This window comes from Humidesulfovibrio idahonensis, assembly GCF_054657715.1.
In genome coordinates, this window is the sequence record NZ_BAAHYE010000003.1 from 1,644,934 (window position 1) to 1,657,131 (window position 12,198).

7 protein-coding genes and 2 tRNA genes are annotated in these 12,198 nt (G+C 66.9%); 6 read left to right on the forward strand and 3 right to left on the reverse strand.

Features of this window, described 5'->3' with window-relative positions; all coding sequences use genetic code 11:
• The first annotated feature begins 209 nt into the window (after window positions 1–209).
• The 4 genes from ACYQ4W_RS13670 (at window position 210) to ACYQ4W_RS13685 (ending at window position 6,270) form a co-directional block, all read left to right on the forward strand.
• A complete protein-coding gene (locus ACYQ4W_RS13670) occupies window positions 210–1,601 on the forward strand; it encodes a sigma-54-dependent transcriptional regulator (protein ID WP_459857668.1) in 1,392 nt (463 codons plus the stop codon).
• A gap of 125 nt (window positions 1,602–1,726) precedes the next feature.
• Complete coding sequence (locus ACYQ4W_RS13675; RefSeq protein ID WP_459857671.1) at window positions 1,727–2,770, forward strand: N-acetylneuraminate synthase family protein; 1,044 nt, start codon at window positions 1,727–1,729, stop codon at window positions 2,768–2,770.
• The gene (gene neuC, locus ACYQ4W_RS13680; protein WP_459857673.1) at window positions 2,760–3,899 is read left to right on the forward strand and encodes a UDP-N-acetylglucosamine 2-epimerase; all 1,140 of its coding nucleotides are present in this window, start codon (window positions 2,760–2,762) and stop codon (window positions 3,897–3,899) included. The genes ACYQ4W_RS13675 and neuC overlap by 11 nt, the downstream gene beginning before the upstream one ends.
• Window positions 3,900–4,086: 187 nt before the next feature.
• Window positions 4,087–6,270 carry a GAF domain-containing protein gene (locus ACYQ4W_RS13685; protein WP_459857675.1) on the forward strand — a complete coding sequence of 728 codons (2,184 nt, stop codon included), beginning with the start codon at window positions 4,087–4,089 and terminating at the stop codon, window positions 6,268–6,270.
• A gap of 249 nt (window positions 6,271–6,519) precedes the next feature.
• Here the strand turns inward: ACYQ4W_RS13685 and ACYQ4W_RS13690 are convergent.
• Window positions 6,520–6,595 (reverse strand) — tRNA-Glu (locus ACYQ4W_RS13690).
• Between the two features lie 11 nt (window positions 6,596–6,606).
• Window positions 6,607–6,682 (reverse strand) — tRNA-Lys (locus ACYQ4W_RS13695).
• 139 nt (window positions 6,683–6,821) lie between these two features.
• Between ACYQ4W_RS13695 and ACYQ4W_RS13700 the strand changes: the two genes are divergently transcribed.
• A complete protein-coding gene (locus ACYQ4W_RS13700; protein ID WP_459857678.1) occupies window positions 6,822–10,304 on the forward strand; it encodes a PAS domain-containing sensor histidine kinase in 3,483 nt (1,160 codons plus the stop codon).
• A gap of 174 nt (window positions 10,305–10,478) precedes the next feature.
• Here the strand turns inward: ACYQ4W_RS13700 and ACYQ4W_RS13705 are convergent, their stop codons facing one another.
• The gene (locus tag ACYQ4W_RS13705; protein ID WP_459857680.1) at window positions 10,479–10,730 is read right to left on the reverse strand and encodes a hypothetical protein; all 252 of its coding nucleotides are present in this window, start codon (window positions 10,728–10,730) and stop codon (window positions 10,479–10,481) included.
• 150 nt (window positions 10,731–10,880) lie between these two features.
• On the opposite strand from ACYQ4W_RS13705, the gene serB reads away from it, so the two are divergent.
• Window positions 10,881–12,095, forward strand: a complete 1,215-nt coding sequence (serB, locus tag ACYQ4W_RS13710; RefSeq protein WP_459857683.1) for a phosphoserine phosphatase SerB — start codon at window positions 10,881–10,883, stop codon at window positions 12,093–12,095.
• Window positions 12,096–12,198: the final 103 nt, after the last annotated feature.

A 12,198-nucleotide genomic window follows, 5' to 3' on the forward strand; every position in this document is an offset into this window, starting at 1 on the left:
TTCCGCGCTTTGCCGCGCGCCTGTCTGCCCGCCTGTTTGTCTATAGGTCTGCCCAGAGGCCTGCCCGTCTGTTTCCCCGGCGTGGGGCCAGTATCGGGCGCAGGGAGCATGAAGGCGCGGGCCGGCACAGCGCCGCGGCAAGCGGAACGACCAGACAAGAGCGCGGGCCGGACAGGACCGGAAGCGGACAAGAGAGGAGCGCCAAGATCATGAAGCAACGCATTCTGCTGGTGGACGACGAGCCGGATTTCGCCCTGGGTTTGGCCCGGCTGGTGGCCACGGGCTTTCCGGACGTGGAGACCCTTGTGGCCAAGAACGGGGCCGAAGCCCTGGAGCGCTTGGCCGCGGGGCCAGTGGGGCTCATGCTCACGGACCTGCGCATGCCCGGCATGGACGGCCAGGAACTGCTGCGCCAGGCCCTGGAGCTGGAACCCAACCTCACGGTCATCATGCTCACCGGGCACGGCAGCGTGGAGTCCGCCGTGGCCGCGCTCAAGGCCGGGGCCTATGATTTTCTCACCAAGCCCATCGAGCGGGGCGAGCTGTTCCGCGCCGTGGCCAAGGGCCTGGAGCGCGACCGCCTGCTGGGCGAGAACCGCAGCCTGCGCGAGGTCGCCAGCCGCTCCGAGCTCTCGCGCACCCTGGTGGGCGAAGGCCCGGCCATGCGGCGGCTCAAGGAATCCATGACCGCCGTGGCCGCCTCGGACTACACCGTGCTCATCCGGGGCGAGTCCGGCACGGGCAAGGAGCTTGTGGCGGGCAGCATCCACCGCTTGAGCCCGCGCGTGGGCCAGCCCTTCGTCACCGTGAACTGTCCGGCCATTCCCGAGCATTTGCTCGAAAGCGAGCTCTTCGGCCACGTGAAGGGCGCCTTCACCGGCGCGGAAAAGTCCCGGCGGGGCCTGTTCGTCTCGGCTTCCGGCGGCAGCATCCTGCTGGACGAAATCGGCGACATCCCCATGGCCGTGCAGACCAAGCTGCTGCGCGTGCTGCAGGAGCGCGAGGTGCGGCCCGTGGGCTCCAGCGACACCATCAAGGTGGACGTGCGCATCCTCGCCAGCACCAACCAGGACCTGGAGGCGCGCATCAACAGCGGGCAGTTCCGCCAGGACCTCTTCTACCGCCTGAACGTGCTGACCATCACCCCGCCGCCCCTGCGCGAGCGCAGGGAGGACATTCCCCTGCTGGCCGCGCATTTCCTCGTCCAGGCGTGCAATGAGATGCGCCTGGCCCCCAAGGCTCTGAGCCCGGAAGCCATGGTCTGCCTGGCGGAGCGCCCCTGGCGCGGCAACGTGCGCGAGCTGCAGAACTTCGTGCGCAGGCTGGCCGTGTTCTGCCCCGGCGCGCAGATAGAGATGAACCACCTGCGCCAGGCCGAGGGCGGCCTGCCCGGCCAGAACGGCTGCGTGCAGCCGGAGCCCCTGGCCCCCTACAAGGACGCCAAGGCCCATGTGCTGGAGAGCTTCACCCGCCGCTACGTGGAGCAGGTGCTGGAGACCACCGGCGGCAACATCTCCGAGGCCGCGCGCATCAGCGGCATTGAGCGCGTGAGTTTGCAGAAGATTTTGAAGCGCATCGGCGCGGGCGGCGCGGAAGGCTGAGAGGGGGCCGGGCTGGGCTCCGCGCCGGAACCTGCGCCGCCGCCTCGGGCGCCTGCCGCCTTGATTCTTCGCCACCTTTTCACTATCGTCCGCCCACGCTCATCGAAGCGCGAAAGGAGCCCCGCATGCCCGAGATCTCTTTGGCCGGACGCCGCATCGGCCCGGAATTTCCTCCCCTCGTCATCGCCGAAATAGGCATCAACCACGAAGGCGACTTCGCCAAGGCCGAACGCATGGTGCGCGACGCCGCAGCCGTGGGCTGCGAGTGCGTGAAGTTCCAGTGCCACGTGGTGGAGGACGAGATGAGCCCGCAGGCCAAGAAGGTCATTCCGGGCAACGCCGACGTCTCCATCTACGAGATCATGGAGCGCTGCCAGCTCTCCGAGGCCGACGAGCGCAGGCTCATGGCCCTGGTGGAGAGCCTGGGCATGATCTATCTTTCCACGCCGTTCTCCCGCGCCGCCGCCGACCGTTTGGAGGCCATGGGCGTGTGCGGCTACAAGATCGGCAGCGGCGAGTGCAACAACTACCCGCTGGTGGACCACATCGCCAGCTTCGGCAAGCCGGTGATATTGTCCACCGGCATGAACAGCATGGAGAGCGTGGCCAAGAGCGTGGAGATTCTGCGCGCGCGCAAGGTGCCCTTCGGGCTCATGCACACCACCAGCATGTACCCCACCCCGCCGGAGAAGGTGCGCCTGGGCGCCATGCAGCAGCTGATGCGCGAATTCCCCGACGCCGTGGTGGGCCTCTCCGACCACACCCTGACCATCTACCCCTGCCTGGGCGCGGCGGCCCTGGGCGCCAGCATGCTGGAGCGGCACTACACCTCCGACAAGAGCTGGCCCGGCCCGGACGTTTCGCTTTCCATGGACCCGGAGGAGATGCGTCAGCTCATCGAAGGCTCCAAACTCATCCACAAGGCCCTGGGCGGCACCAAGGCCGTGCTGCCCGAGGAACAGGTGACCATCGACTTCGCCTACGCCTCCTGCGTCACCATCGCCCCGGTGAAAAAAGGCGAGGCCTTCACCAAGGCCAATCTGTGGGTCAAGCGCCCCGGCACCGGCGAGATTCTGGCCGAGCACTTCGAGTCGCTGCTGGGCCGCACCGCCGCGCGCGACATCGACGTGAACACGCAGCTCGCCTGGGACATGGTCCATGCCGGTTAAGCGGAACGTCCTCTTTCTCACCGGCACCCGGGCCGACTTCGGCAAGCTGAAGCCGCTCATGCGCGCGGTGGAGGCCAGCGAGGACTTCGAGTGCCGCATCTTCGTCACGGGCATGCATCTGCTCGCCAAGTACGGCAACACCTACCGCCAAATCGAGCGCGAGGGCTTCACCAACGTGTTCACGGCCATGAACCAGCTTGGCGGCGAGGCCATGGACCTGGTGCTGGCGAACACGGTGCAGGCCCTGGGCCGCTATGTGGCCGACAATCCGCCGGACATGATCGTGGTGCACGGCGACCGCCTGGAGGCCCTGGCCGGGGCCATCGTGGGCGCGTTCCGCAACATCCTTGTGGCCCACATAGAAGGCGGCGAGCGCAGCGGCACCATCGACGAGATGATCCGCCACAGCGTGACCAAGCTGGCCCACGTGCACTTCGTGGCCAACGAGGAAGCCAGCCACCGCCTGATCCAGATGGGCGAGCAGCCGGAGGCCGTGTTCGTCATCGGCTCGCCGGACATCGACATCATGCTCTCGCCGGATCTGCCGGACCTGGACGCCGTGCGCGCGCGCTACGACATCGCCTTTCCGCAGTACGCCGTGGCCCTGTACCATCCCGTGACCACCGAGCCGGAGCTGCAGGCCGCGCGCGCCAACGACTTCGTGCAGGCCCTGCTCGACTCCGGGCACAGCTACGTGGTCATTGCGCCCAACAACGACGCCGGCAGCGAGCATATTCACAAGGCCTACGAAAGGCTCGCGGGCAACCCGCGTTTCCGCATGTTCCCGTCCATGCGCTTCGAGTTCTTCCTGCGGCTCATGCAGAACGCGCGCTTCATCATCGGCAACTCCAGCGCCGGCGTGCGCGAGGCGCCCATCTACGGCGTGCGCACCATCAACGTGGGCTCGCGCCAGCGGGGCCGCTTCCTGCACGACTCCATCCTGAACGTGCCCGACTGTCATGCCGCCGTGCTCAAGGCCACGCGCGACTGCTGGGAGCTCGAGGAGTGCGCGCCGTGCTTCCACTTCGGCCGCGGCAACAGCGTGGAGCTGTTCATGGCCCACCTGCGCCGGCCCGAGCTGTGGAACCGCTCCAGACAAAAGCACTTTTTGGACATCTGCATGCCGTGACGTGCGCGGCGCAAGATTCTTTTCCGGCGCGCAAGGAGCCAAACACCTTGCCCAAACTCCGCATCCCCAGGTATACAACGACCATGCTCCCATCCAAGGCCGTTTCTCCCCGGCTTCTGGCCCTTTGCCGCCGTTCTTGTCCGGCCCTTTCGGCGCGTCCGGGGCGGTCCGGTCTCCGGGCACGGCCGTGAACCCTTCGCCGCCGCACATCGGCGCGCCCCTCTCCCTGCGCCTGCTGCGCCGCATCCTCCTGGTCTGCGCGCTGTCCATGCTGCTGTTCGCCGGCGCGCGCGCCGGGTGGGAGTACCGCGCGGTCCTGAATTCTTCGGCCCAGCTCATGGCCGGCATCGAGCAGGCCATGGCCCCCACGCTGGCGAACAGCCTGTGGGAGTTCGACGCCGAGCACCTCGAGTCGCAGTTGCAGGGCATCCGCAGCACCTCGGCCATCAGCTACGCCGCGGTGCTGGAGCACGACCGCGTGGTGGTGGAAAGCGGCGCGCGCCAGAGCGCGGACGCGTTGACGAGCACCTCGGAGCTGGTGCGCAGGCAGGACGGCCAAGTGCTGCGCGTGGGCCAGCTGCTGCTCCAAGTGGACATGGCCAAGGCCCGCGGCCAGGCCCTGGACGTGGCTCTGGTTTCCCTGGCCTTCAGCGCCGGGCTGGTGCTGCTTGTTTCGCTGGCCGTGTTCCTGCTCACCCGGGGCATGGTTTCCCGGCATCTTTCCGCTGCGGCCCGGCACTTCCAGGCCTTGGACCTGGCCCAGCCGGGAATGCGCCTGCCCAAGCTGCGGCTGGACAAAAAATGGGCCGGCGACGAGCTGGACGTTTTATGCCTGGCCGTGAACGACATGCAGGAAAACCTGGCGCAAACCTACGCCAAGGCCTGGGTTGCCGAGTGCGAGGCCAGGAGCCAGGCGCGCTTTCCGGAGGAGAACCCGAACCCGGTCATGCGCGTGACGGCCGAGGGCGCTCTCGTCAGCGCCAATCCGGCCAGCGCGGACTTCTTGGCCCAAGTGGGCGGCGCCCTGGGCCAGCGTTTGCCGGCGCAATACACCGAACCCCTGCGCAGCGCCTTCGCCACCGGGCAGGTGCAGCGTTTCGAGACGGAATGCCAGGGCCGCACCTACGCCTTTGTGGCCCGGCCCCTGGTGGGCGAAGGCTGCGTGAATCTGTACGGCCTGGACATAAGCCGCCGCGTGCAGGCGGAGGCGGAGGTGCGGCGCAACATGGCCCGGCTGCAATGCCTGGTGCGCGTGCTGCAGCACTCCTGCGACTCCGTGCAGGAGTTTCTCGACTTCTGCCTGGCGGAGGTCTTGAAGCTGACGGAAAGCCGCTACGGCTACATCTATCACTACAGCGAGGAACGCCGGGAGTTTGTGCTCAACACCTGGTCCCGGGGGGCCATGCAGGCCTGCGCGGTGCGCAACGCCTCGCAACGCTACGACCTGGACGAGACCGGCGTGTGGGGCGAGGTGATCCGCCAGCGCAAGCCCATTGTGCTCAACGACTTTCAGGCCCCGCATCCCCAGAAGTGCGGCTACCCGGAGGGGCATGTGCCGCTCTCGCGCTTCATGAGCGTGCCGGTGTTCGGCGGCGGGCAGATTGTGGCCGTGGCCGGGGTGGCCAACAAGGACGGCGAGTATACGGAGGCGGACGTGATGCAGTTTTCGCTGCTCATGGACGCCTGCTGGCAGGTTGTGGGGCGCATGACCGCGGAGCAGGACGTGCGCCGCTCGCTGCATGAAAAGGAGATTCTGCTCAAAGAGATCCACCACCGGGTCAAGAACAACATGCAGATCATCAGCAGCCTGCTGTTTTTGCAAATGGAGTACGTGAGCACGCCGGAGGACCGGGAGCTCTTCGCCGAGAGCCAGAAGCGCATTCAGGCCATGGCCCTGGTGCACGAGGAATTATACAAGGCCGTGGACCTGTCCTCCGTGGGCATGCGCGAGTACGTGTCGCGCCTGGTGGGCCGGGTGCTCGCCGGGGCGGACATACCCGTTTGCGCGCAGTTTGAGCTGGACGAGGTGCGGCTGCCGGTGACGCATTCCATTCCCTGCGGCCTGGCCTTGAACGAGCTGGTGATGAACGCGGTGAAGCACGCCTTCCGGCCCGGCCCTGGCAAGACCGGCGGCGGGCACCTGCGCGTGGCCCTGCACCAGCAGGAGGGCGCGGTCATTCTGGAGGTGGAGGACAACGGCCCCGGCCTGCCGCCGGACTTCGACGTCATGGCCACGCCGACGCTGGGCATGACGCTGGTGGCCAGCCTAGTGCGGCAGCTTGGCGGCGAGCTGACGGCGGACGGCGGCGACATGGGCGGCGCGCGTTTCCGGCTTGTGTTTCCTCTGCCGCAGGCGGCGGCTTTGGCGTGAAATTCTAGGCGGTTGGCCGGTCCGGCACTGTTTGCTTCTGCCTGTGCCGCCTTTCGGCGCGCCGGTGGCGTCTTGAGGCGCAAGGCGCGGCTAGGCGTGCTTGAGCGCCCGCAGGACGTTTGCGAGGAATTTCGGCCCCGGCACGGGGCAGAGGCCGCGCGCTGCTTGGGGTGTTCCGTGAGCGGAAGCGGCACGGGGTGCGCAAAAGAAAAAGGCGCCCAGGATGTGCTCCTGAGCGCCTGAATCTGCTGGCGTCCCCAAGGGGGTTCGAACCCCTGTTGCCGGCGTGAGAGGCCAGTGTCCTAGGCCACTAGACGATGGGGACGGACAATGCTTTGGTGGGCCGTGATGGACTCGAACCATCGACTCTATCATTAAAAGTGATATACTCTACCAACTGAGTTAACGGCCCCCGAAGGAAGGTTCTTTTATCCGCGCCACAGGGAGGTGTCAAGTTTTTTGTGTGATTTATTTCGCCTCGCGCCGAGGATGCATTCCGGGGCAAAGTGCGGTAGCCAAGCGCTACGGGCAAAATGCCCACAGGAAGGGTCATGAGCACATCCGCATCCCGCACCGGCCGCCGCCGCCGTCCGCGCAAGGCGCTCGCCGCGTCGGCGGCTCTGCGCGACGTGTGGCTTGGGATTTTGGCCGACAACTCCCGCGACATCTTCTTTTCATTGTGCTTCCCCGAGGGCCGCTACGAGTATGTGAGCCCCCTGGTGGAGGAGCTCTTCGGTCTGACGCCGCAGGACTTCTACAACGACGCGAGCATCGTGCTGCGCTGCATCGCACCGGCCTGGCGCGACAAGGTGCGGGGTTGGCTGGCGGATTTGGCCCAGGGCAAGGTGGACGAGGAGTACGAGTTTCAGGTTGTGGACAAGACCGGCAGGCTGCGCTGGTTCCGCCAGCGGCAGGTCAAGGCGCCCTTGCCCGGCGGCAGGGGGCTGCGGGTGCAGGGCGTGGCCACGGACATGACCGAGCTGCGCGAGGCCCAACAAGAGCTGCACGGCAGCACGGATTTTTTCCGCCAGCTCATCGAGGCTTGGCCGGACCAGGTGCTGCTGGCCGTCAACCTCGATGCCGGGCGGCACGAGTATGTGAGCCCGAGCATGGAGCGGGTCATGGGCTACAAGCCCCAGGAGTTCTATGACGACCCCGGGCTCGGCATGCGCGTGGTCGCGCCCCAGTGGCGTGAACGGGCCTGGGGCTGGATTGCGGACATCAAACGCGGCGTGCTGGAGCCCGGGTATGAGTTTGAGCTGGTGCACAAGAATGGCGGGCACCGCTGGATCCATCAACTGGGCATGCTGCGGCCGCGCCTGCCTGGGCAGGACCTCGTGGTGCAGTTCACCTTCCGCGACATAACCGACCAGAAGTTGGCGGCCCGCGCGCTGCAGGAAAACGAGGCCCGGTACAGGGAACTGGCGGAAAGCTGGACGCACCAGGCCTTGGTGCGCTTCAACATCCACTTCGGCGTCTTCGAATATGTCAGCCCGGGCATGAAGCGGCTGTTCGGCTACGACCCCTCCGTCTTTTACGAGTCGCCCGCGGCGTTGTGGGAGCGCGTTGCGCCGGAATACCGGGAGCGGCTTGCGCAATGGCATGAGGAACACGGCCGGGGCGTGCTGCGGCCGGAGTATGAGTTCGAGATTTTCGACGCCAAGGGCGAGCGGCGCTGGATTCTTCTGCGCGGCTCCCTGCTCAACGATGCGGAGGGGCGGCCCGTCGTGCTGCAGGCCGTGCTCCTCGACAACACCGAGCGCCGTCTGCTCGAGGACGCCCTGCGCGAGTCGAACCAGCGCCATAAGCTGCTTTCCGAGAATCTGGTCGACGTGGTCTGGGCCTTGGACGCCACCCTGCGGTGGACCTATCTGAGCCCCTCGGCCGAGACGCTTCTGGGCATTCCGCTGGAGCGTCTGCTCACGCGCACCCTCATCGAGAGCTTTCCGCCGGAATCCCTCACGGCCATCATGCACGGGGTGGAGTGTTGGAGCGAAGGGGGGGCCCTTGCCGGCGAAAGCTCCCCGCTGTGGCTGACCCTCGATTTGTACGACGGCAAGGGCGAAACCATTCCCATAGAGATCTTGGCGCGGCCCATGCGCAATGCGGACGGCGCCGTGGTGGGCTATTGCGGCACCACGCGCGACATCCGCCCGCGCAAGCGCCTGGAGCGTGTGGAGGCCTTGCTGAGCCGCCTGGCCAAGGGGCTTTTGGAGTGCGAGGAGCTGGCGCAAACCCAGGTGCTGGCCGCCGCCTGCGCCGAGCAGCTCACCGGGGCGGGGCATGTGCTTGCCGCCTACAGGGACCCGGAGTCCGGGCTGCTCCATGGCGCGGACGGGCACCCCGTTTCCGCGGTCCCGTCCGAAGGAGCGCTTTCCCTGGCCGTGTACCACGCGGGAGAGGAAGTGGGACGCATCATCGCCCTGGACATTCGTCCGGAGGCGGGGGGCGAGGCCCGGCAGTATCTGGAGCGGGTCGCCTCGCTGTTCGCCCTGGCCGTGGCGCGCATCCGCGCCGAGGGGGCGTTGCGCAAGAGCGAGCGCATGGCGCGCATGCTGCTCGAATCCATGCACGAGGGCGTTTGGGCCTTGGACCGCGACCAGCGCACCATCTTTGCCAACGAGCACATGGCCGCCATGCTCGGCTATTCCGTGTCCGAGCTGCGCGAGCTGCAACCGTCGGACATTCTGGATTCGCAGCAGCGGCAGCTGGCCCTGGAGCGCATGCAGGAGCACCGGCTGGGTCTGGCCGGCTCCGCGGATTATGAGTTCAAGCGCAAGGACGGCGCCCTTCTGCCCGTGCACATGAGCGCCTCGCCCATTCTGGACGAGAGCGGCGGCTTTGAAGGGCTTGTGTGCACGGCCGTGGACCTTTCCGAGCGCAAGCACCTGGAGGCGGAGCTGCGGCGCAACCAGGCCCGGTTCGAGGCCCTGTTCGAGCTGTCCCGCCTCACCACGGCCACGGAGGCGCAGATGGCGGGCTTCACCCTGCGCGAGGCCCTGCGCCTGACGGACAGCTCCGGGGGCGTGCTGTTCTTTGCCGACGCCGCTGGCGCGGAGCTTTTGCCCATGGCTTGGCGCGGCGGCGCGGGCGATGCGCCGCCCAAAACCTTCTCCACCACGGGCAACTCCCCTTGGGCCGTGGTCCATGCCACCCGCCAGCCGCTGGTGCTGAACGACTTCAGCCTTTTCGCCCGGCAGATCCCCGCCGGGCACGTGCCGGTGGAGCGTTTTCTCGGCGTGCCCGCATTGGATGGCGACAAGCCCGCCGCGATTCTTGGGCTCAAGGGCAAGAAGCAGGACTACACCACGGACGACAGTCTGCAGGTCTCGCTTTTGATGGACGGCATGTGGCGCATATTGCGCGGCCGCCGCGACGAGGAGCGCATCCGCGCCTCTTTGCGGGAAAAGGAGGCCCTGCTGCGCGAGGTGCACCATCGCGTCAAAAACAATCTCCAGGTGGTCTCATCGCTTTTGGACATGGCCGGGCGCAGGCTGCCCGAGGCGCAGGCGCGCCGCAGCATGGAGGAGGTGCGCGCCAAGGTGCTGGCCATGAGCCTGGTGCACGCCCAACTGCACGGCACGGGCAGCGCGGGCGCCAGCGCAGGCGGCATAGACCTGGAGCGCTACGTCCAGGCCCTGTTCCGCCAGCTGCGCGAGATATATTCCGGCGGCATGGAGCTTTCCATGAAGGTGATGCTGGACGGCCTGGTGCTGGGGCTGGAGCAGGCCGCGCCCCTGGGATTGGCCTTGAACGAGATTTTGGCCAACGTGTTCAAGCATGGCCGGCGCGGGGGCCAGTCCGGCCGCGTGTATCTGCGCGCCTGGCGCGAGGAAGACGGGCAGGTGTGCATCGAGGTGCGCGACGATGGCCCGGGTTTGCCGGAGGGCTTTGTGCCGGAGCGGGCGCGCAGCCTGGGCATGAAGCTCATGTTCGGTCTTGTGCGCACCCAGCTTGGCGGCGAGTTGACCCTGTCCAGCCGCGCCGCCGGTGTCAGCGTGAGCATCCGCTTTCGTCCGCATATTGCCATGTGACAACTATCGGGTATGCGCGGCCCGGCCGGTTCCATGGCGACCACGCGGCGGAGGTCAAACGCCGAGATCGCATGCCCGAGGGGCGGGCGGAGGAACCAAGCCGGGCCGCGGCGGCCCTTTGCGGCGCGCCCCAGGCAATGGGCTGCGCCTGCGCAAGGGCGGGGAAGAAACGCCCTACCAGGACATGAAGTTTTTTATGGCCGCCACGCGGGCCTGGGCCTCGTGGGCGGATCTGTCCTCGTCCACGGCCAGGGCGAAGGTTTCGGCCAAAGAGAACTCCGGGCAGCGCGAGGCGTCCGCCGAGTCCTCCGGGCACACGCTGGCCCTGGGCCAGCCCTCCAGCACCAGGGCCTCGGCCGCCTCCTCGCAGCCGTCATCGGTGAAATGCTCGCAGTCGCCGCACCGCACATCGCTGTTGTCCCGCATACATCCTCCAGGGGCGCGCCCCGTGTTTGTTGTGATGGGCGCATAATAGACGTATGACAATTATTAGTCAATAGGCTATTGATCCCTGCCCTTGAGCCGCAGGGCGAATTGTGCGAGGATGCGCCCACTTCAGCACGAGGGGCCAGCCACATGCGCGAAATCATTCTCATCCACGCCACGGGCGAAGACCGCCCCGGCATCACCTCGATGCTCACCGGGGTTCTGGCCGCCTGCGGGGTGGATATCCTCGACATCGGCCAGGTGGTCATCCACGACCATCTCACCCTGGGCATGCTGGTGGCGCTGCCCGATGAATCGCAGGCCGCGCCGGTGCTGAAGGATCTGCTCTTCAAGGCCCACGAGCTTGGCATCACGCTCAAGCTCACGCCCATCAGCCCGGAGCGCTACGAAACCTGGGTGTCCGTGCAGGGTCGGCCCCGGCACATCGTCACCCTGCTGGCCCGCAGGCTGGAGGCCGCGCATATTTCGCGCATCACCGGCGCTTTGGCCGGGCATGGGCTCAACATCGACATCATCAACCGCCTCTCGGGCCGCGTTTCCTTGGCCGAGCCCGGCGGCGTGCGTCCGGCCTGCGTGGAGTTCTCCGTGCGCGGTACGGCCACGGACTGGACCGCCATCCGCAAGGAGTTCATGGACATCTCCGCCGAAATGGGCGTGGACGTGGCCCTGCAGGAGGACAACGTGTTCCGCCGCAACCGGCGCCTGGTGGCCTTCGACATGGACTCCACCCTCATCCAGGTGGAGGTCATCGACGAGCTGGCCAAACGCTACGGCGTGGGCGAGCAGGTGAGCGCCATCACCGCCGGAGCCATGCGCGGTGAGTACGACTTCAAGGAAAGCCTGCGTCGCCGCCTCTCGCTGCTCAAGGGCCTGGACGCGGGCGTGCTGGAGGATGTGGCCCAGAACCTGCCCCTGACCGAGGGCGCGGAGCGGCTCATCAGCAACCTGAAGCGCCTGGGCTTCAAGATCGCCATCATCTCCGGCGGGTTCACCTACTTCGGCGAGCGGCTCAAGCAGCTTCTCGGCATCGACTACGTCTACGCCAACAAGCTTGAGGTCAAAGACGGCCTGCTTACGGGCCGGGTCATCGGACCCATTGTGGACGGCGCGCGCAAGGCCGAATTGCTGCGCCGCTTGGCCGAGCGCGAGGGCATCAGCCTGCAGCAGGTGGCCGCCGTGGGCGACGGCGCCAACGATCTGCCCATGCTCGGCCTGGCCGGCCTGGGCATCGCCTTCCACGCCAAGCCCAAGGTCAAGGCCGGCGCGCGCCAGAGCATCTCCACCCTTGGCCTCGACGCCATCCTCTACCTCATAGGCTTCCGCGAGCGCGAAACCCTGGGCTAGACGTCTCCTTCCCCCTTTTCCTTCTGTTCGTAAAATGTTGAGGACTTAGCGTGACTTCGTCGTGTCCTCAATATTTACATCATCTCGATTATTGCCTATTCTC